Annotated in this window: 25 protein-coding genes and 1 tRNA gene; 9 read left to right on the top strand and 17 right to left on the bottom strand. The window is 61.7% G+C overall.

From position 1 onward, the window contains the following. Positions 1–31: 31 nt before the first annotated feature. The 3 genes from CUR33_RS12840 to CUR33_RS12830 form a co-directional block, all read right to left on the bottom strand. Complete coding sequence (locus CUR33_RS12840) at positions 32–760, bottom strand: carbonic anhydrase (protein WP_090254374.1); 729 nt, start codon at positions 758–760, stop codon at positions 32–34. Between the two features lie 118 nt (positions 761–878). Beyond that, a complete protein-coding gene (locus CUR33_RS12835; RefSeq protein WP_289239892.1) occupies positions 879–1937 on the bottom strand; it encodes a PA0069 family radical SAM protein in 1059 nt (352 codons plus the stop codon). A 92-nt stretch (positions 1938–2029) separates the two neighbouring features. Further along, positions 2030–2956 (bottom strand): AEC family transporter, encoded by a 927-nt coding sequence (locus CUR33_RS12830; RefSeq protein ID WP_289239935.1) that lies wholly within the window; start codon positions 2954–2956, stop codon positions 2030–2032. A gap of 92 nt (positions 2957–3048) precedes the next feature. On the opposite strand from CUR33_RS12830, the gene CUR33_RS12825 reads away from it, so the two are divergent. Continuing rightward, a complete protein-coding gene (locus CUR33_RS12825; protein WP_289239891.1) occupies positions 3049–3453 on the top strand; it encodes a GFA family protein in 405 nt (134 codons plus the stop codon). Here CUR33_RS12825 and CUR33_RS12820 read toward each other — a convergent pair. The 9 genes from CUR33_RS12820 to CUR33_RS12780 all read right to left on the bottom strand — a co-directional run bounded on the left by CUR33_RS12820 (position 3450) and on the right by CUR33_RS12780 (position 11639). Then, the gene (locus CUR33_RS12820) at positions 3450–5402 is read right to left on the bottom strand and encodes a DUF7844 domain-containing protein (RefSeq protein ID WP_289239890.1); all 1953 of its coding nucleotides are present in this window, start codon (positions 5400–5402) and stop codon (positions 3450–3452) included. The genes CUR33_RS12825 and CUR33_RS12820 overlap by 4 nt on opposite strands. Beyond that, positions 5399–5719, bottom strand: coding sequence for a DUF2388 domain-containing protein (locus CUR33_RS12815; RefSeq protein ID WP_090254365.1), 321 nt, complete (start codon positions 5717–5719; stop codon positions 5399–5401). Before CUR33_RS12815 ends, CUR33_RS12820 begins: the two co-directional genes overlap by 4 nt. A 104-nt stretch (positions 5720–5823) precedes the next feature. Next, complete coding sequence (locus CUR33_RS12810; RefSeq protein ID WP_090254363.1) at positions 5824–6141, bottom strand: DUF2388 domain-containing protein; 318 nt, start codon at positions 6139–6141, stop codon at positions 5824–5826. Between the two features lie 79 nt (positions 6142–6220). After that, positions 6221–6427: a DUF1127 domain-containing protein gene (locus CUR33_RS12805; protein ID WP_090254361.1), complete on the bottom strand. Its 207-nt coding sequence runs from the start codon at positions 6425–6427 to the stop codon at positions 6221–6223. A gap of 265 nt (positions 6428–6692) precedes the next feature. Then, the gene (locus CUR33_RS12800) at positions 6693–6908 is read right to left on the bottom strand and encodes a DUF1127 domain-containing protein (RefSeq protein ID WP_090254359.1); all 216 of its coding nucleotides are present in this window, start codon (positions 6906–6908) and stop codon (positions 6693–6695) included. Positions 6909–7289: 381 nt separating this feature from the next. Further along, the gene (locus CUR33_RS12795; RefSeq protein WP_090254357.1) at positions 7290–8726 is read right to left on the bottom strand and encodes an NAD(P)(+) transhydrogenase (Re/Si-specific) subunit beta; all 1437 of its coding nucleotides are present in this window, start codon (positions 8724–8726) and stop codon (positions 7290–7292) included. Beyond that, positions 8726–9040: an NAD(P) transhydrogenase subunit alpha gene (locus tag CUR33_RS12790; protein WP_090254355.1), complete on the bottom strand. Its 315-nt coding sequence runs from the start codon at positions 9038–9040 to the stop codon at positions 8726–8728. The genes CUR33_RS12795 and CUR33_RS12790 overlap by 1 nt, the downstream gene beginning before the upstream one ends. A 14-nt stretch (positions 9041–9054) precedes the next feature. Continuing rightward, entirely contained in the window at positions 9055–10176 is a 1122-nt protein-coding gene (locus CUR33_RS12785; protein ID WP_090254353.1) for a Re/Si-specific NAD(P)(+) transhydrogenase subunit alpha, read from the bottom strand. Positions 10177–10730: 554 nt separating this feature from the next. Beyond that, complete coding sequence (locus tag CUR33_RS12780; RefSeq protein ID WP_289239889.1) at positions 10731–11639, bottom strand: LysR family transcriptional regulator; 909 nt, start codon at positions 11637–11639, stop codon at positions 10731–10733. Between the two features lie 196 nt (positions 11640–11835). Here CUR33_RS12780 and CUR33_RS12775 point away from each other — a divergent pair, with 196 nt between their 5' ends. Both CUR33_RS12775 and CUR33_RS12770 read left to right on the top strand, forming a co-directional pair. Beyond that, positions 11836–13014: an acyl-CoA dehydrogenase gene (locus CUR33_RS12775; RefSeq protein WP_090254350.1), complete on the top strand. Its 1179-nt coding sequence runs from the start codon at positions 11836–11838 to the stop codon at positions 13012–13014. Between the two features lie 120 nt (positions 13015–13134). Then, complete coding sequence (locus CUR33_RS12770) at positions 13135–14358, top strand: CaiB/BaiF CoA transferase family protein (protein WP_289239888.1); 1224 nt, start codon at positions 13135–13137, stop codon at positions 14356–14358. A 6-nt stretch (positions 14359–14364) separates the two neighbouring features. Here CUR33_RS12770 and CUR33_RS12765 read toward each other — a convergent pair whose 3' ends face one another. From CUR33_RS12765 to hmpA, 3 genes are read right to left on the bottom strand one after another with little or no spacing between them, the layout of a single operon-like run. Next, positions 14365–15555 (bottom strand): NnrS family protein, encoded by a 1191-nt coding sequence (locus CUR33_RS12765; RefSeq protein ID WP_289239887.1) that lies wholly within the window; start codon positions 15553–15555, stop codon positions 14365–14367. Further along, positions 15542–15796: a transmembrane sensor/regulator PpyR gene (locus tag CUR33_RS12760; RefSeq protein WP_289239886.1), complete on the bottom strand. Its 255-nt coding sequence runs from the start codon at positions 15794–15796 to the stop codon at positions 15542–15544. Before CUR33_RS12760 ends, CUR33_RS12765 begins: the two co-directional genes overlap by 14 nt. Positions 15797–15818: 22 nt before the next feature. After that, positions 15819–17000 carry an NO-inducible flavohemoprotein gene (hmpA, locus tag CUR33_RS12755; protein ID WP_289239885.1) on the bottom strand — a complete coding sequence of 394 codons (1182 nt, stop codon included), beginning with the start codon at positions 16998–17000 and terminating at the stop codon, positions 15819–15821. Between the two features lie 174 nt (positions 17001–17174). On the opposite strand from hmpA, the gene norR reads away from it, so the two are divergent. From norR to CUR33_RS12740, 3 genes are all read left to right on the top strand, one after another. Continuing rightward, complete coding sequence (gene norR / locus CUR33_RS12750; RefSeq protein WP_289239884.1) at positions 17175–18728, top strand: nitric oxide reductase transcriptional regulator NorR; 1554 nt, start codon at positions 17175–17177, stop codon at positions 18726–18728. Between the two features lie 180 nt (positions 18729–18908). Next, complete coding sequence (locus tag CUR33_RS12745; RefSeq protein ID WP_090254338.1) at positions 18909–20144, top strand: HD-GYP domain-containing protein; 1236 nt, start codon at positions 18909–18911, stop codon at positions 20142–20144. Between the two features lie 143 nt (positions 20145–20287). Then, the gene (locus tag CUR33_RS12740; protein WP_289239883.1) at positions 20288–20800 is read left to right on the top strand and encodes a DUF4410 domain-containing protein; all 513 of its coding nucleotides are present in this window, start codon (positions 20288–20290) and stop codon (positions 20798–20800) included. Between the two features lie 273 nt (positions 20801–21073). Here CUR33_RS12740 and CUR33_RS12735 read toward each other — a convergent pair. Then, positions 21074–21150 (bottom strand) — tRNA-Arg (locus CUR33_RS12735). Positions 21151–21487: 337 nt separating this feature from the next. Between CUR33_RS12735 and gabD the strand changes: the two genes are divergently transcribed. The 3 genes from gabD to CUR33_RS12720 all read left to right on the top strand — a co-directional run bounded on the left by gabD (position 21488) and on the right by CUR33_RS12720 (position 25926). Next, complete coding sequence (gene gabD / locus CUR33_RS12730) at positions 21488–22936, top strand: NADP-dependent succinate-semialdehyde dehydrogenase (RefSeq protein WP_167146019.1); 1449 nt, start codon at positions 21488–21490, stop codon at positions 22934–22936. A 176-nt stretch (positions 22937–23112) separates the two neighbouring features. Then, positions 23113–24393 (top strand): 4-aminobutyrate--2-oxoglutarate transaminase, encoded by a 1281-nt coding sequence (gene gabT / locus CUR33_RS12725; protein ID WP_289238608.1) that lies wholly within the window; start codon positions 23113–23115, stop codon positions 24391–24393. Positions 24394–24723: 330 nt separating this feature from the next. After that, on the top strand, positions 24724–25926 hold the full coding sequence (locus CUR33_RS12720; RefSeq protein ID WP_289239882.1) for an HDOD domain-containing protein: 1203 nt from the start codon (positions 24724–24726) through the stop codon (positions 25924–25926). A gap of 28 nt (positions 25927–25954) precedes the next feature. On the opposite strand, the gene CUR33_RS20725 is transcribed toward CUR33_RS12720, so the two are convergent. Then, the gene (locus tag CUR33_RS20725; RefSeq protein WP_448703163.1) at positions 25955–26320 is read right to left on the bottom strand and encodes a CZB domain-containing protein; all 366 of its coding nucleotides are present in this window, start codon (positions 26318–26320) and stop codon (positions 25955–25957) included. Between the last annotated feature and the right edge of the window lie 26 nt (positions 26321–26346).

Genomic DNA, 26346 nt, shown 5'->3' with positions numbered 1-26346 from the left:
TTGCCTAGGCAGGTGGTTATTCAACAGCCTGCTAGCTGTTCGGCAGATAGCGCGCACGGGGGGTGGCCATCGGCAGCGGACCCTCGCCAATCAAGCGAAACTCACCTTTCACCGCGTCGTACGCTTTGATCTCGCTGGTCTCGATGTCGTACACCCAGCCGTGAATAAACAATTGGCCGCTGGCCACCCGCGCCGCCACCGACGGGTGAGTGCACAGGTGATTGAGCTGAGCCACCACGTTCTCCTCGGTGAGAATGCCCAGCCTGTCATGGCCTTCACAGCCGCAGTTCGCCTCGACCACCTTGAGCGCCACTTCGCTGTGACGCAGCCAGGCTTTCACCGTCGGCATGCTCTCCAGGGTCTCGGGGGCCAATACGGCCTTCATCGCACCGCAGTCAGAGTGGCCACAGACGATGATGTGTTGCACGCCCAGCGCCAGCACCGCGTACTCGATGGCGGTGGACACCCCACCCATCATCTGGCCGTAAGCCGGCACCACGTTACCAACGTTGCGGTTGACGAACAGGTCGCCCGGCGAGCTCTGGGTGATCAACTCCGGCACCACCCGCGAGTCGGCGCAGGTGATAAACATCGCACGCGGGTTCTGCGCAGTGGCGAGCTTTTTGAACAGGTCTTCCTGCTGCGGAAAGATTTCGCTGCGAAAGCGCTTGAAACCATCAACGATGGTCTGCAGGGCTTCCTCGGCACTCTCAGTGCCTGTGCGACCTTGCAGCGGAATCAACTGATGCTTGTATGGCATGTTTGCGACCTCTGAACCTGAAAAAACCTGCTAAAGCGACAGCCAAGCAGGCTGGCAAGTCACATGCCAAGTGTTACTGCCCTGAACCCTCACGGCAATCTTTAACGCTACCTGCCCATTAGAGCAGCGCCAGCTGACCACCCGGCGGACAGAAGCGCGTGCAGTCCAGGTTGAACCCCTCACGTCGATTCAGCCCCAGGCGCTTGCTGGCCAGGGCAAAGCGTTGCGCGAGCAGCTCAGCAAACGCCCCTTCACCCCGAAAACGCAGACCGAAGCGGCTGTCATACAGCGCACCGCCACGGCTCTGCCGGATCAGGCTGAGCACATGCTCAGCGCGCTGCGGGTAGTGCGCCTGCAACCACTCCTCGAATAACGGTGCCACTTCGCGCGGCAGACGCAGCAGCATGTAATTGGCGCTCTGCGCGCCAGCGTCCTTGGCCGCTGCCAGCAAATGCTCCAGCTCCATATCGTTGATCATCGGGATCATTGGCGAGCACAGCACGCCGACCGGAATACGGTTGTCACGCAACACACGGATCGCCCGCAGGCGCGCTGCCGGCGCAGCGGTGCGCGGCTCCATGATGCGTTTGAGTTCGTCATCCAGGGTGGTCAGGCTGATCATCACCGCCACCAGCCGCTGCTGCGCCAGCTCAGTAAGCAGATCAAGGTCACGCAGAATCAAGGCACCCTTGGTGATGATGGTCACGGGATGACGGTAGTCGAGCAACACCTTGAGGCTGTTGCGGGTAAGCAGGTGCTGGCGCTCGATCGGTTGATAGGGATCGGTATTGGAACCCAGGTTGATCGGCGCGCAGACATAGCCAGGCTTGCTCAGCTGCTGTTCGAGCAGGGCCACGGCATTGGTCTTGGCGATCAGCTTGGTTTCGAAATCCAGCCCCGGCGACAGATCCCAGTAAGCGTGGCTGGGCCTGGCGTAACAATAAATGCAGCCATGTTCGCAGCCACGGTAGGGATTGAGCGAGCGGTCAAACGGCAGGTCCGGCGACTGGTTGCGGGTGATGATGCTTTTTGCAGTTTCGCTGCGCACCTCGGTCGCCCGGCTCGCCGGCACCTCCTGAAACCAGCCGTCATCGCTGGCGATAATGCGCAGCGGCGCAAAACGGTTATGCGGATTACTGGCGGTACCGCGACCGCGCGGCGGCAAAGAAACGGACATGGGCTGGCTCCATAAATTACTGTATATAAATACAGTAATTTGTATGCATCACCAAGCACCGACCGTCCGCCCGACCTTTCCCGGAATATGAGTCAGCCAGCCACCAGCAGCAACAACAGCGGCAAACTGGCCGCTGCCAGCAACGTCTGCAGAGTGATGATGCCGGCCATCAGCTGGCTGTCGCCGCCCAGTTGGCGGGTCAAGACATAGGCCGTTGGTGCAGTTGGCAGAGCGAAGAACAGCACCAATACAGTGCTCTCCATCGCCGGCAGGTGCAGACCATAGGCCACCGCCCAGGCCAGCATCGGCATGCCCAGCAGACGCAGCAGGCTGTTCCACCCCAGGGCCGGAATCTCACCACCCAACTGTTCAGGTTTCAGCGCCGCACCCACGCAAAGCAGGCCCAGCGGCAGGCTGGCGGCAGCCAACAGACTGAGCAGCCGGTCACTGCCGCCCGGTAGGCCGAGACCGCTGAGGTTGACCAGCGCGCCGCAAAGGCAGGCGAGGATCAACGGATTCTTAAGGATCGGCAGCAACAGGCTGCGCGCGCTGACGCCGCGCTCGGCGGTCAGCGACCAGACGGACAGCACATTAACCGTCGGCACCATCAGGGCGAGCATGATGGCAGCCAGGGTCAGGCCGTCCTGACCAAACAGGCTGCCCACCGCTGCCAGGCCGAGGTAGGTGTTGAACCGCAGAATGCCCTGGCTAAAGGCCCCAAAGCGCCCCGCCGGCCAGCCACGCAAACGCCGCACCAGTAACAGCGCCAGCCAGGCGATGCCCAGCGCCAGCAGCACGGCCAGACCCAGGCGCGGCAACGCTGGATTATCCAGTGGCGCCGTCGCCAGGCTGCTGAACAGCAGCGCCGGGAACAGCATGAAATAGTTCAGCCGCTCAGCACCCGGCCAGAACGCCTCATTGGGGAACGCCCAGCGTCGCAGGTAATACCCAGCGACGATTAAGGCAAACAACGGCCACAAGGCCAACAGCAACTCCAGCACGGCAACCTCCAGCCACAGCTAAGCCGCCATCTTGAGCAGCCAACAGGGGTGACGCAAGGATGATGTCGGGATTAGGCTGGCTTACCTGCCCGTTGCGATGAGGACACGCCATGCCTGCTATTCATCAAGGTGGCTGCCAGTGCGGCGCATTGCGCTATCAGTTCGCGGCGCCACTGCAGGACATTGCCCACTGCCATTGCTCGATCTGCCGACGCAGTACAGGGGGCATAGTCACCACATGGATCACCGTGCCGCTGGCGAGCTTTCGCTGGCTGGCCGGCACACCACGTGAGTACGCCTCATCATCCAGTTGTACGCGTTATTTCTGTGGGCAATGCGGCGCGCATCTGGCGTTGTTCACCCAGCTCAGTCCGAAGACCCTGGATGTGACCGTGGCGACGCTGGACGAGCCGGAGCAGGCCCCGGCGGATCGGCATATCTGGGTGCAAAGCCGTCTGCCGTGGCTGCACCTCGACCCGCAGCTGCCCGAGGAAGATCAGGAACTCATGGACTAGGGCAACTGCAGGCCGCCGCTGGCTTTATGCAACGTGCGCAGATGCTTGCCCAGTTGCGTCAGGTTGGCTTCAGTGGCCTGTAATTCGGTCAGGCGAGCCGGCTCCAACAGGGTGCGCACTTCCTGGTCGAGGTTGTCGCTGAGCTGGCGCAGTTGCTGCTGGCGCGCCTGGCTTTCGGTTTCCAGGCGCTGCCATTCGGCGCGCTGTGGCAGGCCGTAGCCACCCTCGAGCAACTCGGCCGGGCGACTGAGAAAGCCGCTGTTGGCGAGGATCTGCTGCAGCGCGCCGCCGGCCTTGTTCACCGTGGGATCAACGCCATCACGGCCGCTGAGGTAGCGGCGCTTGAGTTCATCCTGAGCCAATAACAGTTGCCGACGCAGTGCCGCCTGTTCGAGCAACAACAGCGCCGCGCTGGTGCGCAGATCGGCGCGGTCGAACCAGGGTTGGCGCTTCTCGGCTGGCTGGGTCAGCCAGTCCTCAACCTGCGTTTGCTCAATCGGCAGCTGCGTCTGCAGCACGCTGAACATAGCCTGATAGCGATCGCGGAACGAGTCGAAGCGATAACCCAGGCGCAGGGCTTCGGCGGAATCGTCAAGCACGCTGCGGTCGGCCAAATCGCGCGCCACCAGAGTGTCGAGCAAGCCGTTGGGCATGATGCTGTCGAGCGCGTGCAGACGCGGGTGCTGGCTGCCGCTGCGCAGCAGCTTGAGGGTTTCCACGGCGCAGTTGTTGGAGATAAACCAGTAGTTGCCGTCATAACTCCAGTGCTGCTCGGCAGCGCGGGTCACCAGTTGTTCCAGCTGCATACGGTCCAGTTTGAGCGGCACCGAGGCCAGGCTGCGTAGCTCGACCTTGGTGTATTCCTCGATCACCTGCTCCAGCGGCAGAACGAACAGCCGCGACGGATAAACACCGGTCAGACCATCCCAACTCGATAGCTGCACGTCGCCGACAAAGGCGCGGTAGGACAGCACCAGATGCTCTTGCAGATCCAGCCGGCAATCCGGCCCACGCGGTCGACCAGGCGCACAAATCACCAGTCGCAACATGCTGTGGCCCCAGCGGCTGGCCAGTGCATCGTTGGCTTCGGCCAGCAGGTAATCGACCTGGTAAATCCGCTGCGGATCGATGCTGCCCAGCGGTTGGCGGGCAAAGTCGCGCCCGGCATTCAGGTAAGCCAGACCTTCGGCGCAGGGCTGCTGATTGGCCGGTGTCCAGGCGAAATGCGCGCTCAGGTAACGCGCCAGCGAGGGCCGGCGACAGGCGTAGCTGGGGTCGAGGAGGAAGTACTCCATATTCACCGCAAGAAACTCGCGCGAGTTGCTCAGCTCATAGCTATCCGGGCTGCGCGCGACCTGATGATTGTCCGGCTCGCGCGCACCACGGCGCCCGACCTGCTGTGGCCAGCCGGCCAGGTCCAGCAGTAGCGGATCATCGCTCAGGGTGAAGCGCCGCGTGGTTTGCCCGCGGCAGTGATCCGGCAAGCCAACGGCTCCAAGACTCTGTTCGCGTTGGCGACACTGGCGCTGCAACTGCCGATCCTCCGGCGGCCAGAGCTGGGCACGGTCATATAGATGGGTGATTTCATGCAGCACGGTCGCCAGCAACTCTTGGCGAACGCTGCCATGGGGTCGATTGGTTAGGGTGGTGGCGCTACTGCCGTCGCTTAACCCTTGGAGCAACGCGGCATTAAGTTCGATGCCGCTGAAACGCCCGGCGCGGCCATACACCTGAGCGGGCAGATTGCGCCAGCGCACGCTGACGCGGCGGTCGAGTTGCTGCTTGAGGCGTGGTGGCAAAGCAGCCAAGGCGTCTTGCAGCAGTTGCTGGCTGGCCTGGCGCTCAGCAGGGCTGAGCTCGGCGTCCGCTAGCTGCAGGCGCAACTCAGCCTGGCTGCAGGTGCTGGCCAGTAACGCCAGCCCGAGCAGCCAGGTACGCGGCCAACTCACAGCGCCAGGATGGCTTCGGCCAATACCAGGTCGGAAGCGCCTTGCGCCTCAGGCACTTGGCTGCGGATGGTGCTTATAGCGGCTTCCAGCTGAGCGCCGCGGATCTGCCCTTGGCTGGCGACGAAACTGGCCGCATCGTCACGCGCCGCGAGCACGACTTTCGAGTCGCGCACCGAGGTGGTGGTATCTGAGGTGAAGTCGAAGGTGCGATCCAGCGCGCGTACGATGATATTGCTGGTCGCTACCAGGGTTTGCGCCTGTGCAGTGGCACTGAACAGAACAACTGCAACTACGGCACTGAGCAAGATAGGGCGCATATACATCTCCAATAATCAGCCATCACGTCGTTTGGACTGGCTTAGACGAGCAGTGTGCCACACAGTTCCGCCAGCGCTTCTGGCTAAGCGCCGGCGGTGTGCGCTCAAAGGCTGAGGATGGCCGTCGCCAACTGCATATCGTCGCCCTGTAACGTCGGCACCTGCTGACGGATATGTTGCAGAGCGGCCTCCAGGCGCGCCCCACGGATGTCGCCCTGGCTGGCAACAAACGCGGCAGCATCGTCGCGCGCGGCCAAGACGATCTTATCGTCGGTAAAGGAAGACGACACATCGGAACTCGCCTCCGAGGTCGCCCCGACCGCACCCACAACCGCATCAGTGGTGACCACAAAGCTGGTGGCGCTAGCCGTGCCGGTCAACGCCAGTAATGCCGCAAGGCTCAAGGTCTTTATCGCATTCATATCCACGCTCCTGAAAAGGCCCAACAGACAGGCTGGGTTCAGTGTAGACCTTGACGATGCGGGTTGGTTGCCAGGCAATTTATCTCCAGAACGGCTTTGCCAGCTCCACCTGTCGTTGCGCCTCAGTAATACCTGCATCGGCCAGCTGACGACTATCGAGGCGCGCCAATTGGCTTCGAGTCCGCAGATTACGCTGCCAGCCACAGAGCGCGGCATAGACACGCAACCAGAGCGGTTGATTTACCCGAGCCGTTGCGTTGGATGGGTGTTTGAGCGTGCGTTCCATGGCGCAATTCCTTGTCAGAGACAGAAGAGGGCAGTCCATGGTGCGCGCAAGCTGACAGCAGGGTCAGAGACAGCACCTGAAAATTGTTATGGCGCAGTAAGCTTTTTATAAGAACTGTACCGCTTAACAGCACAGCAGACTGTTGCAGCTACGCAATTGCTTCAGCGCTTTCCACGGCACATAAAAAGAAAGCCCCAACACGCAGGGCGCTGGAGCTTTCAAAAATCCCATTAAGGGAGGAGCAGAAATCGGTGTCTGGCAGCAGTTAACGCCAGAAGGGCTTGCTCAGTTCAGCGTGACGCTGTGCTTCGCTGATACCGGCGTCTGCGAGCAGACGGGAGTCCAGACGAGCCAGCTGGCGGCGGCTAACAACGCGGCGCTGCCATTGCAGAACAGAAGCCAGCATGCGCAGCGGCAGAGCGCTGGAGCCGGTGGATTGGCTGTGATCGAAAAACAGGTCGGAACTGAGGGTACGTTCCATGGTGGTCATCCTTCCGCTTGTGGCGGGTCAGTGGTGTGTTGCGATGGGAGAATTATTGCTGTTGCCCCCACTTCGCTGTAGCCACAGCTGAATGAAATTGCAGCACAAATAGATAGTTTGCTTTGTAACTGCTTGACCTGTTTTACACTCAGCTGTACTGGCCATAAGTGCTTTAGCCTAAAAACGGTACAAAAGCAGATGAAAGACCTGCGGTTAGCACTGAATTTCAGTGAAACCATATAGGTACAGTTTCAAATTGCACTTATGTGACAGCTGACCTGTTTTTCAGATTTTGCCTTGAGAAAAACACTTTTCTGATCGAGTGGACAGAAAAAAGCCCGGCTATTGAGCCGGGCTTTTTCTACAGCGTCGCAGCGAGGTTTAGTCGACCGCTTTAACCATGTCTTCGATGACTTTCTTGGCGTCGCCGAAGACCATCATGGTCTTGTCCAGGTAGAACAGTTCGTTGTCCAGGCCGGCGTAGCCGCTGGCCATCGAGCGCTTGTTGACGATCACGGTCTTGGCTTTATAAGCCTCGAGGATCGGCATGCCAGCGATCGGCGACTTCGGATCGTTCTTCGCCGCCGGGTTGACCACGTCGTTGGCACCGAGCACCAGCACCACGTCGGCCTGGCCGAACTCGGAGTTGATGTCGTCCATCTCGAACACCTGCTCGTAAGGCACTTCAGCCTCAGCCAGCAGTACGTTCATGTGGCCAGGCATACGACCGGCAACCGGGTGGATCGCGTACTTCACGGTCACGCCACGGTGGGTCAGCTTCTCAGCCAGCTCCATCAGCGCGTGCTGGGCACGGGCTACTGCCAGGCCGTAACCCGGAACGATGATCACGGTGTCGGCGTTGGTCAGCAGGAAAGCCGCATCGTCAGATGAGCCAGACTTAACCGGACGCGCTTCCTGAGCACCGGCAGGGCCAGCTGCTTCAGCCGCGCCACCGAAACCACCGAGGATCACGTTGAAGAACGAACGGTTCATCGCCTTGCACATGATGTACGAGAGGATCGCGCCCGAAGAACCTACCAGCGAACCCGCAATGATCAGCATCGAGTTGTTCAGCGAGAAGCCGATACCGGCCGCTGCCCAGCCCGAGTAGCTGTTGAGCATCGACACGACGACCGGCATGTCCGCGCCGCCAATCGGGATGATGATCAGCACGCCGATGACGAAGGCCAGGGCCAGCAGGATGGCGAAGGCGGTGATATCACCAGTGAAGGTGTACACCAAGCCCAAGCCCAGAATCGCCAGACCGATGGCTAGGTTCACCCAGTGTTGGCCTTTGAACTGTACCGGTGCGCCCTGGAACAGCCGGAACTTGTACTTGCCCGAGAGCTTGCCGAAGGCGATCACCGATCCGGAGAAGGTGATGGCACCGATGGCCGCACCGAGGAACAGCTCCAGACGGTTACCGGCCGGAATCGCATCGCCCAGCGCCGCAACGATACCCAGCGACTGCGGTTCAACAACAGCGGCAATGGCAATAAACACCGCTGCCAGGCCGATCATGCTGTGCATGAAGGCGACCAGTTCCGGCATCTTGGTCATTTCCACGCGCTTGGCCATGATCGAACCGGCAGTACCGCCGACCAACAGGCCAACAATCACGTAGCCAATGCCCTGGGTGGCGATTTCCGCACCCAGCTTGTAGATCAGGCCTACGGTGGTGAGCACGGCAATGCCCATACCGATCATGCCGAACAGGTTGCCGCGACGCGACGTTGTCGGGTGCGACAGACCTTTAAGCGCCTGGATAAAGCAGATCGAGGCGACGAGGTAGAGAACAGTGATCAGATTCATGCTCATCAGTGCTTCTCCACCTGCGCCTTAGGCGCTTTCTTCTTGAACATTTCCAGCATGCGCCGGGTTACCAGGAAGCCACCGAACACGTTAACCGCAGCCAGAGCCACCGCCAGGGTGCCCATGGTCTTGCCCAGCGGGGTCACGGTCAGCGCGGCAGCCAACATGGCGCCGACGATAACGATGGCGGAAATTGCGTTGGTCACTGCCATCAACGGGGTGTGCAGGGCCGGTGTCACGTTCCACACCACGTGGTAGCCCACGTAAATGGCCAGCACGAAGATGATCAGGTTGTAGATGCCGTCAGAAATCATATCCATGAGCGGTGCTCCCCTTAGCCGTTAGTGCGCACGACGTTGCCGTCACGGCACATCAGGCACGCAGCGACGATGTCGTCTTCAAGGTTGAGGTGGAACTTGCCTTCGCCGTCGATAACCAGCTTGAGGAAGTCCAGCAGATTGCGTGCGTACAGCGCCGAAGCATCAGCCGGCACAAGAGCCGCCAAGTTGCTGTGGCCGACGATGGTCACGCCATGCTGCACCACCACCTGTTCAGCGACGGTCAGCGGGCAGTTGCCACCTTGCGCTGCAGCCAGGTCGATGATCACTGAGCCCGGCTTCATTTCCGCCACGGTGGCGGCATGCAGCAGGGTCGGTGCCTTGCGGCCCGGAATCAGTGCAGTGGTGATGACGATATCAGCCTGCTTGGCGCGCTCATGCACCGCCTTGGCCTGACGCTCCATCCACGAGGCTGGCATCGGACGGGCATAGCCGCCCACGCCTTGGGCGCATTCGCGCTCTTCATCGGTCTCGAATGGCACATCGACGAACTTGGCGCCGAGCGACTCAATCTGCTCCTTCACCGCCGGACGTACGTCCGAAGCCTCGATCACCGCACCCAGGCGCTTGGCCGTGGCGATGGCCTGCAGGCCAGCTACACCAGCGCCGAGAATCAGAATACGCGCGGCCTTCACGGTACCGGCAGCGGTCATCAACATCGGCATAAAGCGCGGGTAGTGATGCGCGGCCAGCAGCACAGCCTTGTAGCCGGCGATGTTGGCCTGCGAGCTGAGCACGTCCAGGCTCTGCGCGCGGGACGTGCGCGGGGCAGCTTCCAGGGCGAAGGCGGTCACGCCGCGAGCATTGATGCGCGCGATGGTCTCGTTGCTGAACGGATTGAGCATGCCCACCAATACGGCACCGGCTTTCATGTGCGCCAGCTCAGCATCGGTTGGGGCAACCACTTTCAGCACCAGATCGGCACCAAAAGCAGCAGCGTCGTTGCCGATAGCCGCGCCAACCGCTTCATAGGCGCTGTCCGGAATGCTCGCGCTAACGCCAGCACCGGTCTGAACAGTCACCTGATGGCCTTGGCCGATCAGCTTCTTGATGGTTTCGGGAGTTGCGGCAACGCGCGTCTCACCAGCATGGGTTTCGAGAGGAACACCGATGTGCACTTCAATTCTCCTGCGTGATCTTTTTGGTGAACCGGCGCACTGCGGGTGGCACGCGGGCATTAGGGAGGATCAGCACAAACCCGCTCAGGCTTCAGTTGCACAATGGCGGGGCGCGGCATTTTGCAGGCGATAGCCATTGCCTTCAAGGCGTTATGAAGTAAAACCTTGCGATAACTACAAGTCACTGCATGACCTTATAGGCAGCCAATTCCTTGCAAGCCTTTTGGATAAAGGCCTGCAGCGTTTTCGCTGGGATAAATCGAGACCGATGCATTCTTGAAACAAATACAGCGCCATCAGATCAACGGCGTTGCGGTTATTCGCGCAGTAAACCCCTGTTTCAGTGGGCTGCAGCGGTGTTTGTGTGCAAAAAATGCAACACCCTGTACCTGCTGTAGGTAGCGAAAGTGTAGCCATCCAGATAGCTGACTACGGGGTCAACATATCTCCGGCGCGTACTCTAGACGGCCAGTCTCGGGAGATAAAGTATTTTACGACCAGTTGCCGCCGAAGCCTTGACGGTCTTTTTCGCCAACAACCTGACAGGCTGTTGTCTATTTCAGGCCATGGGTCAAGGCATAAGCGTGTGCCTCGCGCACCAGCCAATCCCGCAAGAGCATAAGAGCTGCTGACTCCAACTTGCGCTCCGGAATCATCAGGTAATACGCCTTATCCGTCGGCAGACTGAGTGGCGCAGCAATCACCAACCGCCCTTCATCCAACTCATGGCGAATCAGAAACGGCGGGATCAGCGCCACTCCCATCTCATGCATGGCCGCCTGGGCCAACATGGAGAACAGCTCATAACGCGGCCCGGTCATGTCTCGCACGGTACTCACCCCCTGGGCATTGAACCACTGGCGCCAGGCGTAAGGCCGCGTGGTCTGCTGCAACAGCGGTAAGCTGGCGATCTGCTCGGCACTGAGCGCCGCCTGCCCCGCCAGCAAGGCAGGGCTGCACACCGGCATCGGGTTTTCGCCCATCAGTAGATGGGCCTGGGTACCGGACCAATCGCCATCGCCGAAGTACACCGCCGCGTCGAACTCGGTATCGGCAAACAGGAAGGGCCGTGTGCGGTTGGTCAGGTTGACCGTGATCTCCGGATGCAGTCGCTGAAAGTCCTTCAAGCGCGGTAGCAACCATTGCGTGCCAAAGGTCGGCACCACCGCCAGTTCGATGCTCATCGCGCCCTGCTGGCCCATCACCGCCAGGGTGTCGCGCTCCACCGCATCAAGCTGTCCGGCCACTCGCCGCGCGTAGGATTGCCCGGCCTCCGTCAGCACCACGCCACGGCGCGAACGGCGGAACAGCTCGATATTAAGGAAGGCCTCCAGCGCGGCTATCTGCCGGCATACAGCGCCCTGAGTCAGGCTGAGTTCCTGCGCCGCCTTGGTAAAACTCTGGTGCCGAGCAGCGGACTCGAACGCGATAAGGGCGGCGGTGCTGGGAATCTTGCGGCGCATCTGTGCGTCACCCTCACTTTGATCGGTTAAATAGGCCCACTAAAGCTATCTCGAAGTGAGCAAATTGCACAACTGCGTGCGCAATACTCGTTTGCCTGCCTGCCACAAGCGGCCTAGGATCAATCCACTCACCGGCGAGCGCAGCACGGCTGCGCAGATACCCGCCCTTTCACTGTCTGATTTCGAGGTTTTCGCGATGGCCAAGGCAAGCTTCAACTGGATCGACCCGCTGCTGCTCGACCAGCAACTGACCGAAGAAGAGCGCATGGTGCGCGACAGCGCACAGCAGTTTGCCGCCGACAAGCTGGCCCCGCGCGTGCTCGAAGCCTTCCGCCATGAGCAGACCGACCCGAAAATCTTTCGCGAGATGGGTGACACCGGCCTGCTCGGCGCCACCATCCCCGCTGAGTACGGCGGCAGCGGCCTGAACTACGTGTGCTACGGCCTGATTGCTCGCGAAGTCGAGCGCATCGACTCCGGCTACCGCTCGATGATGAGCGTGCAGTCGTCGCTGGTAATGGTGCCGATCTATGAATTCGGCAACGAAGCGACCAAGCAGAAATACCTGCCCAAACTGGCCAGCGGCGAATACATCGGCTGCTTCGGCCTCACCGAGCCGGATCACGGCTCCGACCCTGGCTCGATGATCACCCGCGCGAAAAAGGTCGACGGCGGCTACCGCCTGACCGGCGCGAAGATGTGGATCACCAACAGCCCGATCGCCGATGTATTTGTGGTCTGGGCCAAAGATGATGCCGGCGAAATCCGCGGCTTTGTCTTGGAAAAAGGCTGGCAGGGCCTGAGCACCCCGGCGATTCACGGCAAAGTCGGCCTGCGTGCGTCGATCACCGGTGAAATCGTCATGGACAACGTGTTCTGCCCGGAAGAAAACGCCTTCCCCGACGTGCGCGGCCTGAAAGGCCCGTTCACCTGCCTCAACTCCGCCCGCTATGGCATCAGCTGGGGCGCGCTGGGTGCAGCCGAGTTCTGCTGGCACACCGCGCGTCAGTACACCCTCGACCGCAAACAGTTCGGCCGCCCGCTGGCGCAAACCCAGCTGATCCAGAAGAAACTCGCCGACATGCAGACCGAGATCACCATGGCCCTGCAAGGCTGCCTGCGCCTGGGCCGGATGAAGGACGAAGGCACCGCTGCGGTGGAAATCACCTCGATGATGAAACGCAACAGCTGCGGCAAGTCCCTGGATATCGCGCGCATGGCCCGCGACATGCTCGGCGGCAACGGCATCAGCGACGAGTACGGCGTGGCCCGCCACCTGGTCAACCTGGAAGTGGTCAACACCTATGAAGGCACCCACGACGTCCACGCGCTGATCCTCGGCCGCGCGCAGACTGGCCTGCAGGCGTTCTTCTAAAACGCTTCGGAGGATGGGTTAGCCGCGCAGCGGCGTAACCCATCACTCGGCCGATGGGTATCGCTGCGCTCAACCTGCACGGCCCGACCCATCCTACGTTTCCACTTTCGAGATATCCCTATGCCCGGCGCACTCTCGCATATCCGCGTACTCGACCTGTCCCGCGTACTCGCCGGGCCCTGGGCCGGGCAGATTCTCGGTGATCTCGGTGCCGAGGTGATCAAGGTCGAACGCCCCGGCAGCGGCGATGACACCCGCCATTGGGGCCCGCCCTATGTGAAAGATGCCGAAGGGAATGACTCGCGCGAGGCGGCCTACTTCCAGAGCGCCAACCGTAACAAACAGTCGGTGACCCTGGATTTCACCCAGCCCGAAGGCCAGCGCCTGGTACGCGAGCTGGTGCAGAACTGCGACGTGCTGCTGGAGAACTTCAAGGTCGGTGGCCTGGCGGCTTACGGTCTCGATTACGCCTCACTGAAAGCCATCAACCCACGGCTGATCTACTGCTCCATCACTGGCTTCGGGCAAAACGGGCCCTACGCCAAGCGAGCAGGTTATGACTTTATGATCCAGGGCCTCGGCGGGCTGATGAGCCTGACCGGCAAGCCCGACGGCGAGGAGGGCGCCGGCCCCATAAAGGTCGGCGTCGCCCTCACCGATATTCTCACCGGCCTGTACGCCACGGTCGGCGTGCTGGCGGCACTCAACCAACGTGAACAATCCGGCCTCGGTCAGCATATCGACGTCGCACTGCTCGACGTGCAGGTCGCCTGCCTGGCCAACCAGGCGATGAACTACCTTAACACTGGCGTCGCGCCCAAACGCCTGGGCAACGCCCACCCGAATATCGTGCCTTATCAGGATTTCCCCTCGGCCGACGGCAACTTCATTATCGCCGTGGGTAACGACGGACAATTCCGCAAGCTGTGCGAGGTTGCCGGCCTGACGGCGCTGGCCGATGACCCGCGTTTTTCTTCAAACAAGGCCCGCGTCGCCCACCGCGCCGAGCTGATCCCGCTGCTGCGTCAGGCCACGGTGTTCAAAACCACCGCCGAATGGGTGACGCTGCTGGAAGCCGCCGGCGTACCCTGCGGGCCGATCAACGACCTGGCTCAGGTATTTGCCGATCCTCAAGTACAAGCGCGCGGCCTACGACTTGACCTGCCCAATAGCCTGGGCAGCACAACACCCCAGGTCGCCAGCCCGCTACGCCTGTCCGAAACCCCGGTGGAATACCGCAACGCACCACCCCTGCTCGGCGAACACACCGAGCAGGTACTCACCCGTCACTTGGGCCTGAGCGCCGAGCAGATCGCCGCCTTGCGTGAAGCTGGGGTGCTGTAGAGCGCGCTAACCCGGCTGCCCATCCACGCGCGAAGTGCAGAACATCACCGCGTAGTAGCGTACGAACAGGGCAAAGGCCGCGATCCACAACAGGCTGGACAGACCCAACCCCGTTGCCGGCGCAAACGGCACCAGCAGCACCCGTGCCAAAACCGCCAGCTGCAGACTGGCAAACGCCCAGCCCATCGCGACCGGCGGCTGCAACGGCCGACCGGTATGCCCAAGGCTGACCCGCGCCAACATCGCCAGAATCACCCCGCCCACCGTGCCCAATGCCAAGGCGTGATAGGCCAGGCTGACATTGTGCAACCAACCGGTATGCCAGGCCGCCAGGGCCAGTAACGCCAGCGGCAGCCAGGCATAGGCCAAGTGCAACGACCAGAGCAGCGGTACGCGCCAGATCCCGGCGTCGTACCAGTGCCACGAACGCACACCATGCAGCGCAACCAGAGCCAGCAACAGCGGCAGCAGCCATAGCGAGGGTTGCAAAGCCAAGCCGCTGGCAAACAGCAGCGCTAGGCTTAGCGACAACACCAGCACCAGCAGATCCAAGCGCGGCCGCGGTGCAGCAGGCTCCGCTCGATTAAGGCCACGTTGGGTAAAGAACGGAATCACCCGCCCACCGATGATGCTCACCAGCGCAGCAATCAGCCACAACCCGGCCAATGCACCGCGCCGCTGCAAAGCGTCATCACCCAGCGCCAGCCCATACAACAGCAGCCACTCGCAGCTAGCCATCAGCAACACCACAACCACCAGCGGGTAGTTGCGCCACTGGCGTACCTGCCACAGCTGCCGTCCAAGCAACAACGCCAGCAGCGGTAGAAAGGGCAGTTGCAGCGCCAGCAAGAGTGGCAACGGCGCACCGAGCAACCAGCCCAGCCGCGCCAGTAACCAGAGGCCGAATAGCGCCGCCAGCGGCCAACCACTCAGGCCCGGCCGCCCCGTCCAGTTCTGCACGGCGGTGAGCAGAAAGCCGGCAATGATCGCCCCGGCAAAACCAAACGGCAGCTCATGCCGGTGCCACGCCAGGCTGCCGCCCACCGGCTGCCAACCCGGCAGATAACCCAGTAATGCCGCCGCCCACAGACCGATTGCCAGCACGGCAAACAGCGCGCCACCGAGAAAGAACGGGCGAAAACCCAGCCGCCACAGTGGCGCAATGGCCAGTTCCTGCTGGCGATCACGCAACTGCACAGCAGGGCTCCTGTTGCTTGCGCAGATGTTGCTGCGCGGCCAGGCGCAGCACATAACCGAGCTTGAGAAGGCCTGGGCCAATGATCGTCAGCGAGTGCGCCGTAACCAGGCTGCCCATGCTCAGCTGCGCCTCCAGGCCATAAGCGCCCAGCAAGCCGCTGAGCAACAGCAGCACACCAGCCAGCAGCATGCGGTTCGCCAGTTGCAGTACCCGCGCTGGGCAGGATAGATACGCCAACATAATCACCTCCTAGGCCGCGTTGTTAACTGTCCAGCGCGCTGGCCGGACCAAAGAACTCGTAATGGCTCTGCGCCGCCGGCACGCCGAGGCTGTGCAGGTGCCGTTTGACCTGCGCCATAAACGGCTTGGGGCCGAGGAAGTAGGCATCCAGATCACGCTGCTCAGGCAGCCACTCAGCCAACTGCTCGAGGCTGAGCAAGCCTTCGGCATCACCCTGATCGCCCGCACGCGGCTCGCTGTAGCACACGTAATGACGTAGCTGCGGACGCTCAGCACGCTGCGCCTCAACCCAGTCGCGGAAGGCATGCACGCCGGCGTGACGCGCGCAGTGGATAAAGTGAATATCGCGGCCCGTGTCGCGCGCCGCTTCCAGCATGCTCAGCGCCGGAGTGATACCGACGCCAGCGGTGATCAGCACCAGCGGCTTGGCCGACTCGCGCAGGACGAAATTCCCCGCTGGGGCGAACAGCTCCAGGCTGTCGCCGACCTGCAGCTGGTCATGCAGGTAATTGGAGACCTTGCCGCCGACCTCGCGCTTGACGCTGATGCGGTACTCGCGGCCATTGCTCAAAGCCGACAGCGAGTAGTTGCGGCGCTGTTCGCCGCCGTCCAGCAGCAGGCGCAGGCCGATGTACTGGCCGGGCTGGAATGCCGCCAGCGCGCCACCGTCGGCCGGCACCAGGTACAGCGAGACGATCTCCTCGCTCTCCTGCACCTTGCGGCTCAGGCGGAAACTGCGCGCCCCGCTCCAGCCACCCTCGGCATTGGCGTTGGCACTGTAAGCGGCCTCTTCAGCGCCAATCAGGATGTCTGCCAGTTGCCCATACGCCACGGCCCAGGCTTCGATCACCGCATCGGTGGCAATCTCCGCACCGAGCACTTCACGAATCGCCCGCAACAGGCAGCTGCCGACAATCGGGTAATGCTCGGGCAGGATCTGCAGCGACACATGCTTGTTGACGATCTGCCCAACCAACGGCCCCAGCGCCTCCAGCCGATCGATATGCCGGGCGTACATCAGCACCGCATTGGCCAGGGCACGCTGCTGGCCGCCACTGGCCTGGTGCGCCTGATTGAACAGCGCGCGCACCTCGGGGTACTCGCTCAGCATCATCTGGTAGAAGTGCCGAGTCAGGGCTTCGCCGCCGCTTTCCAGCAGCGGTACGGTGGCTTTGATCAGGGCGGTTTGTGCAGGGGTCAACATAGCGCTTCCTCGTCAGGGCGACACGCTGCACTTGCGCAGCGGTTCGGTTCATATCACTCTGACTACTACAGGAAGCGTGCCAATTATTTTACTTATATAGATCATAGGCTTACGAATTATTGTGTCTTTATGACAGCAATAATTTTGAGTCTTAATGACAACTAGCGTGTCCTTATGACAGCAAATCCACTGCTTACCGCGCTGATTCCCTTGGTCGCCGATCTGTCTCGTGAGCTGCCGGAAGTCGAGCGCTATCGCCGTCTGCTACAGGCGCTGCGGCAGCTGCTGCCGTGCGACGCCGTGGCTCTGCTCAAGCTCGACGGCGATGTGCTGATTCCGCTGGCCGTTGAAGGGCTGAGCGCCGACACCCTCGGCCGACGCTTCAAGCTGGACGAACACCCGCGCCTGCAAGCGCTTCTGGCGCAACGCGGACCGACCCGCTTTGCCACCGATTGCGAGATGCCCGACCCCTATGACGGCCTGGTCGACGGCCATCGCGGCCACCTGCCCGTGCATGACTGCCTCGGCTGCCCGTTGTATGTGCAGGACCAGCCCTGGGGGCTGCTGACCCTCGATTCGCTGGATCCGGCGAGCTTCGGCCGGGTCGATCTCGACAACCTGCAGGCCTTCGCCAGCCTGGCTGCCGCCACCGTGATGGCCAGCGAGCGGATCAACGCGCTGCTGCAACGCGCCGAGGATCAGCACCAGTTGGCCGAAGCCTACAAGCAGGCCGCCGTCCAGCAACGCCCGCGCGAACTGATCGGCCAGAGCGCCGTGCACAAACGCCTGGCAGCGGAGATTGCGCTGGTCGGCAACAGTGAACTGAGCGTGCTGATCAGCGGTGAAACTGGGGTCGGTAAAGAGCTGGTTGCCGAAGCCCTGCATGCCGCATCCACACGCGCAGCCAAGCCGCTGATCAGCCTCAACTGCGCGGCGCTGCCCGACAACCTGGTGGAAAGCGAACTGTTCGGCCACGTGCGCGGCGCCTTTACCGGCGCGCACAACGAACGGCGCGGCAAGTTCGAACTGGCCGATGGCGGCAGCCTGTTTCTCGATGAAATCGGCGAGCTGCCGCTGGCCGCGCAAGCCAAGCTGCTGCGCGTGCTGCAGAGCGGCCAACTGCAACGCGTCGGTGCCGACCAGGAGCAGCGGGTCAACGTACGCGTGCTGGCCGCCAGCAACCGCGACCTGGCAGAGGAAGTACGCGCCGGGCGTTTTCGCGCCGACCTGTATCACCGCCTCAGCGTCTACCCGCTGAAAGTGCCGGCGCTGCGCGAACGCGGCCGTGATGTACTGCTGCTGGCCGGCTACTTCCTCGAAGAAAACCGTGCCCGCCTGGGCCTACGCAGCCTGCGCCTGACGACCGACGCTCAGGCCAGCCTGCTGGCGTACAACTGGCCGGGTAACGTGCGCGAACTCGAACACCTGATTGGCCGCGCCGCGCTCAAGGCACTGGCAGGCTGCAGCGAGCGCCCACGGATCCTCAGCATTGACAGCACCCATCTGGATTTGCCGAGCAGCCAGCCAACAGCAGCACCTGAGACTCAACGCACAGCAGAGCCACACAGCCAACGGCCACTGCGCGAAGCCATCGACGCCTACCAGAAACAACTGATCAGCCAGGCGCTGGAGCGCCATCAACACAAATGGGCCCCCGCCGCCCGCGAGCTGGGCATCGACCGCGCCAATCTGATCCGCCTGGCCAAGCGCCTGGGCTTGTCGCATTAATCGCACAGCAGCCGACGGTGTGCCCCACAACAGCCGATTGGTGGCTAATCTTGAGGAAGTGGCACACGTTCAGCACGCTGATGCTGCAACCCAGCGCCATCAATAGGTAAATGCAATTTGCTGCCCACACACCACGGGTAGCTAATGGCCAGTATTTCGCGACTTCCTTTGGAAAGCCCCATGGCCGACGAAGCCAAACCAGACCGTATCAAAGTTGACGCTGCGCAACTGACCATCGGCATGTACGTGGTGGAGCTGGACCGGCCCTGGACAGACACCACCTTCCTCTTTCAAGGCTTTCGCATCCGCCAGCAGCTGGACATACGCCTGCTGCAGGAAGTCTGCAGCTACGTCTGGGTGGATGCTCGGCAATCTGTGACGGTACACGATCAGGTCACGGCCAATATCGCCCAGCCCGAAGCCCTGCAACCGGCCATCGCCAAGGTCGATTTCAACCTGGAAATGCTCCAGGCCGCTCCCACCTGGAGCGCTGCACGCGACGAGTCGTTGCGGATTCTGCAGGCGGTCAAGCTCGGCCAGGAGCTGGATGTTGAAGCGGTCAAAGCCGTCATCAAAGACTGTGTTGAAAGCATCCTGCGCAACCCTGCGGCGATGCTCTGGCTGGCGCGCATCAAGAACAGCGACGAATACACCGCCGAGCACTCGCTGCGTGTGTCCATCCTTTCAATTGCCCTGGCCAAGGAACTGGGTCTGCCGGTCTATCAGCTTGAGCAAATCGGCGTATGCGGCATGCTCCATGATGTCGGCAAGATCAAGGTGCCCAACGAAATCCTCAACAAACCCGGCGCGCTGACCGCCGAAGAGCTGTGCATCATGCAGAGCCATGCCGCCGAGGGCCGCAAACTGCTGATGAGTAACCAGCAGGTCACTGCCGCCACCGTCGACGTCGCCTACTCACACCATGAGCGCCTGGATGGCCAGGGTTACCCACGCGGCCTGGATGCCAGCAAGATCCCTTATTTCGCCAAGATCATCGCAGTGGCCGACAGCTATGACGCGATCAACAGCGACCGCGTGTACAGCAAGGGCAAATCCAGCCTGGAGTCACTGCGCATCCTGCTGGAAGCGGTCAACAGCCATTTCGACGAAGAGATTGTGGGCTGCTTTATCCGCATGGTCGGCATCTACCCGCCAGGGGAAATCGTCGAGCTGACCAATGGCGAAGTCGGCATCATCATCGGCTGCCCGCCTGGCAACAAACTCAAACCCAGGGTACTGCGCGTGCTCGACGGGCAGAAGCAACCCTGCAAGGAAAGCATCATCGACCTGGGCAAAACCGCCAAGGACCCCAGCGGCAAACCCTATCGCATCCATGAGGTGCATAGCAGCGGCGCCTTTGGCATTGATATAGAGGCATACCGACGCAAAGGCTTGGTGATCCCAAACACACTCTGAGGGTCGCCACGGTATCGCCGTGCTTCGCTCATCACAGCCACTGAGCAACTCGCTGCCTGCGGCTCGACAGTTCTTCGTGCATGTTCTAGCGTCGCAGCTTCCACACTCTGCCAATGGTTTCTATGCGCCCGATTCTGCTCGCTATGTTTGCCCTCTTGCTGCCGATGATCGCGGCCGCCACTGAACCCACCAACGTCATCTACCTGACGGCTTTCGCGGTGGACAACCCGGCAGACAGCCAACAGCGTGAGCGTGCGGCGCAGTTGGATGAGGCGCTCCTTCGGGCGCTGCAGGCTCGCCAGATTCAGGTCAAGCCCGTCAGTCCGCAGGCGGCATTGCCGACCCGCGGCTGGTTAGTGCAAGGGCAGGTGTCCAGCGAAGCCGGTCGGCGCCTGGTACGCACGGTTGTTGGCTTCGGCGCAGGTGCCAGCAATGTTGAAGCGCACGCCTGGATCAGTGACCTTGCCGCCGAAGAACAGCAGCAACTGACAGCCCAGGACCGCTCCAAACGCCTGCCGGGTGCGCTGGTTACGCGCAACCCTCAGCTGGCAGCGGCAAAATTCCTGCTGGAACGTCGCGCACTGAACCGCAACATTGATGAAGTGGCGGCCGATCTGGCGGACGACATCAACAAAGCATTGGCCAATGCGCACTGAGTTGCAGGCCCAGCGCGGCTCTGCCAACAAGCCTCTGCAAACGGCCTCAGCTCTCGAAGCACTGAACGCCTGTGGTGCCTGGATTCAGCACATCGCCAGAACGCGCGCCACATCAGGCAATGGCGTGCAGCGATTGAGCAGACGGATCGATATGGCCAAACAATGAACCGATTTTTCAACACCGGATCACTGGCAGGGCTCAAAAGACGGCATCGCGCATAATCATTCAGGCAAAAAAAGGGCCTAGGTTTTCACCTAAGCCCTTGTTTTATATGGCGCACCAGGCGGGATTCGAACCCACGACCCCTGCCTTCGGAGGGCAGTACTCTATCCAGCTGAGCTACTGGTGCAGCGCGGGCGCAATCATACGCATGTCGCTGGCGGGCGTCCATGCTGCTGCCTTGTTCGTGATTCTGCACGCTAAGCGACCGCCAGCTGTCTATTCGTATAAATCCCTTGAATAAGGACAATATTCCGTTAATTTTTTCGAACAGACTATTGCCCTTTACCCCTCTTGACCCTAGGATTCGTTTGAGATTTCAAACGCTCTTGCTGAAATTGTGCGCGGCGCACCTCATGCCCGCCCACGGCCAGCACCAGCCCTACAAATTAGGCCCAGCTGCGCTGCAGTACGGCACATTCGATGACACGTACCGATGCCAGGGTGTCGGAATTTAGGAGACTGCCATGCAACTGAAAGACACCCAGCTGTTCCGTCAGCAGGCTTATATCGACGGCACTTGGCTGGACGCCGACAACGGCCAGACCATCAAGGTCAACAACCCGGCCACCGGCGAAATCATCGGTACCGTACCGAAAATGGGTGCAGCGGAAACCCGTCGCGCCATCGAAGCCGCCGACCGTGCGCTGCCAGCCTGGCGTGCCCTGACCGCCAAAGAACGCTCGAATAAGCTGCGCCGCTGGTTTGAACTGCTGATCGAGAACCAGGACGACCTCGGCCGCCTGATGACGCTGGAGCAGGGCAAGCCACTGGCCGAAGCCAAGGGCGAGATTGCCTACGCAGCCTCCTTTATTGAGTGGTTCGCTGAAGAAGCCAAGCGCGTGTATGGCGACGTGATCCCTGGCCACCAGCCGGACAAGCGCCTGATCGTGATCAAGCAGCCGATCGGCGTCACTGCCGCCATCACCCCGTGGAACTTCCCGGCGGCGATGATCACCCGTAAAGCCGGCCCGGCCCTGGCCGCCGGTTGCACCATGGTGATCAAGCCGGCTTCGCAGACGCCGTTCTCCGCCCTGGCTCTGGTTGCTCTGGCCGAGCGCGCTGGCATTCCAAAAGGCGTGCTGAGCGTAGTGACCGGCAGCGCCGGTGAAGTCGGTGGCGAGCTGACCAGCAACCCGATCGTGCGCAAGCTGAGCTTCACCGGCTCCACCGAAATCGGTCGCCAGCTGATGGCCGAATGCGCCAAGGACATCAAGAAGGTCTCGCTGGAACTGGGCGGCAACGCGCCGTTTATCGTGTTCGACGATGCCGATCTGGATAAAGCCGTCGAAGGCGCGCTGATCTCCAAATACCGCAACAACGGCCAGACCTGCGTCTGCGCCAACCGCCTATACATTCAGGACGGTGTGTACGACGCCTTCGCCGAGAAACTGGCCGCCGCCGTGGCCAAACTGCAGATCGGCAACGGTTTGGATGAAGGCACCACGACTGGCCCGCTGATCGACGACAAGGCAGTGGCCAAAGTGCAGGAACACATCGCCGATGCCCTGAGTAAAGGTGCGCGCCTGCTCGCCGGTGGCAAACCGCATGCCCTGGGCGGCAGCTTCTTCGAGCCGACCATTCTGGTCGACGTGCCGAAGAACGCTGCGGTGGCCAAGGAAGAAACCTTCGGCCCACTGGCGCCGCTGTTCCGCTTCAAGGACGAGGCCGAAGTGATCGCCATGTCCAACGACACCGAGTTCGGCCTGGCTTCGTATTTCTACGCCCGTGACCTGGGCCGTGTGTTCCGTGTGGCGGAAGCCCTGGAATACGGTATGGTCGGCGTCAACACCGGTTTGATCTCCAATGAAGTCGCGCCGTTCGGTGGTGTGAAGGCCTCGGGCCTTGGCCGCGAAGGCTCGAAGTACGGCATTGAGGATTACCTGGAAATCAAATACCTCTGCCTGGGTATCTAATCCCGGCGACGTAGCAGTAACCCCGCCGAAGACGCACGAGAGCGCTGCGCCTTCGGCTTTATATGGACATAGCTGTGGCCGGGCGTGTTGTGGCAGTCGATCATCGAATACTGCCAAGCCGCCGCCGGTAACACATCCTTGAACCACGCCGAGATTAACCGGCGAATGAGGACATCATGAGCAAGACCAACGAATCTTTGATGCAACGCCGCACCGCTGCCGTTCCACGCGGCGTGGGCCAGATCCACCCGATCTTTGCTGAATCGGCGAAGAACGCCACCGTAACCGACGTTGAAGGCCGCGAGTTTATTGACTTCGCCGGCGGCATCGCGGTGCTCAACACCGGCCACCTGCACCCGAAAGTGGTGGCGGCGGTGCAAGAACAGCTGACCAAACTGACTCACACCTGCTTCCAGGTGCTGGCGTACGAGCCGTACGTTGAACTGTGCGAGAAAGTTAACGCACGCGTGCCAGGCGACTTCGCCAAGAAGACCCTGCTGGTCACCACCGGCTCCGAAGCCGTGGAAAACTCGATCAAAATCGCCCGCGCTGCCACCGGCCGTGCTGGCGTGATCGCCTTCACCGGCGGCTACCACGGCCGCACCATGATGACCCTGGGTTTGACCGGTAAAGTCGTGCCGTACTCGGCCGGTATGGGTCTGATGCCGGGCGGCATCTTCCGCGCCCAGTACCCGTGCGAGCTGCACGGCGTGAGCACCGATGACGCCATCGCCAGCATCGAGCGCATCTTCAAGAATGATGCTGAGCCGCGCGACATCGCCGCGATCATCATCGAGCCGGTGCAAGGCGAGGGCGGTTTCTACGTCGCGCCAAAAGATTTCATGCTGCGCCTGCGCGCCCTGTGTGATCAGCACGGCATCCTGCTGATCGCTGACGAAGTGCAGACCGGCGCGGGCCGTACCGGCACCTTCTTCGCCATGGAACAGATGGGCGTCGCCGCCGACCTGACCACCTTTGCCAAATCCATCGCCGGCGGTTTCCCGGTGGCGGGCGTGTGCGGCAAAGCTGAATACATGGACGCCATCGCCCCAGGCGGTCTGGGCGGCACCTACGCCGGCAGCCCGATTGCCTGCGCCGCAGCCCTGGCCGTGATGGAAGTGTTTGAGGAAGAGCAGCTGCTGGATCGCTGCAAAGCAGTGGGCGAGCGCCTGGTCACTGGCCTCAAGGCCATTCAAACCAAGCACAACAGCATCGGCGAAGTGCGCGCCCTGGGCGCCATGATTGCCATGGAGCTTTGTGAAGGTGGCGACGTGCACAAACCCAACGCCGCTCTGACTGGGCAGATTGTTGCCAAGGCGCGCGAGAAGGGTTTGATCCTGCTGTCGTGCGGTACTTACGGCAACGTCCTGCGCGTGCTGGTGCCGTTGACCGCTGAAGATGCGCTGCTCGACCGTGGCCTGGCGATCATCGCCGAGTGCTTCGACGAACTGGCGTAAGCCCGCAGCGCTCATACAAAAGACCCGCTTCGGCGGGTCTTTTGCGTTCTGCGTCTGCCCCGGTGATCAAACAGTCAGCACGGCGCTATCCGCCAGTGCACAAGCACCCAAGGCAGCATCCCTCCATTACTGTCCCTGAAGCGTTCAAAAAGCGCTTTGTAGGACAACCAGACCGCTCTATTGCGGTATTTTCAGGCAAACTTACAAAGTTGACTAAAGACTCAGCATTTCGTCGGGCGACGCTGGTTTTAAAGTAACCAACCCGTACACTGCGCGCCGCCATATCGATGGCGCCATTATTTTGCCATCACGCTTTTCCCTGAGGTTTTCATGACTGCCCTGGCCAACGCTCCGGAGATTCTGATCGCCGAAGCAGACCCCTGGACTGCCGATCTGCTCGTGCAACTGGTACTCGATGTACGCGCTGATGCGCGAGTTATAAGAGTCACCGACGGCGAGGCAGCGCTGGCCAAATGCAAACGCCGCCTGCCGGCGCTGGTGATTGCCGATGGCGACCTGCCGGGCCTTGATGGTCTGGAATTGCTGCGCCAGTTGCGCCGCCATCCACGCACTCCGGCGCTGCCGTTTATCCTGATCAGCAGTCGCCTGGATGCCAGCAGCGTGCGCGCTGCGCGGCCGCTGGCACCGGCGGCCTACCTGGCCAAGCCGTTTAATGCCGAACAACTGCGCCAGCGCCTGCTCGGCATTCTTGGCAGCGCCGCCGCCAGCGCAACAGCGATAGCGGCACCCTTGCTGGTCGACAGCCTGGATGATTACCTCAATGCGGTGCGCGAAGAAGGTCAGGGCGCGCCGTTGCTGGCCTCGGTACGCGACTCGGTGAGCCAGTGCCTCAACGGTGACGACAGCGATCTGCGTGAGCTGGAAGAGGTGTTTGCCCGTGATCCGCAGATCACCGCGCGACTTATCGCCGCCGCCAATAGCGCCGCCCAGCACCAGGGCGCACCCTGCCAGACACTCAGCCAGGCACTGCCGCGCCTGGGGCTCGCGCGTACACTGAATCTGGTACTGGGCATGGCCGTACAACGCAATGCACTGCTCAGTGATCCGCGCCTCGCCGAGCTGGCCAGCAGCGCCTGGGACAGCGCACAGCGCAGCGCCGAACTGGCGCGCTGGCTGGCCGACGAGCTGCAACTGGATGCCGAGCTGTGCTTTACCGCCGCGCTGCTGCACAACATCGGCGAGCTGGCCCTGCTGCGCAGCCTGCAGGATTGGCAGGACGCCGGCGGCGTATTGCGCGATGAGGATATTCACCAGAGCTTCCAGCAACGCGCCGCCAGCTTCGGCTCGGCGCTGCGCATCCGCTGGCGTCTGCCGTTTGGCCTGCGTGAGCTGATCGCGGCGTTCTACAACCTGGGCAGCGGGGTGTTTAGTCGCGAGGCGCTGGTGCTCAATCTGGTCTGCCAGGTGCTGCGCCTGCGCAGTAACCAGTCGCCCAAAGAGCTGCGCGATGAACGTTGTGTGCGCATGCTGCGCTTGGACCTCAGCCTGCTGGAACGCATGCCTTCGGTGTAGCGTGCAGGTAACGCTGCATAGCAGCGAATCAGCTACCCGCCAACTCCGAAATCAGCGAATTGACCTCCATGCTGGCCTTCTCCATATCGCTGACGGCGCGCAGCACCTTGCTCCACTCCTTCGCCTGGGCGGCGTACAGGGCCTCATGCGCGCTGTCATGGACCACCCGGTGCGGCTGCTCCAGCTGCTGGAAGCTGCGCTGCTTGCCGTAGCGCGCGTTGGTGTCGCTGCCCTGGTACCACTGCCCGAGGCGACAGCTGGTGTGGCTGCTCAGCTGGGTGTTGCCGTCATGCAGGAACAGGCGCTGGTAGACCGTGAGTTTGAACAGCAGATGATCGAGTTTGACCGCCTCGCAGAACGAGCCCAGGGCGATGCTTTCGATCAGCTGGCTCATGTGTTCGCCCAGCACGACCATTTCAT

The organism is Pseudomonas sp. FEMGT703P (genome assembly GCF_002786345.1).
Taxonomy (GTDB): domain Bacteria; phylum Pseudomonadota; class Gammaproteobacteria; order Pseudomonadales; family Pseudomonadaceae; genus Aquipseudomonas; species Aquipseudomonas peli.
This window is presented reverse-complemented; position numbering and strand designations above follow the sequence as displayed.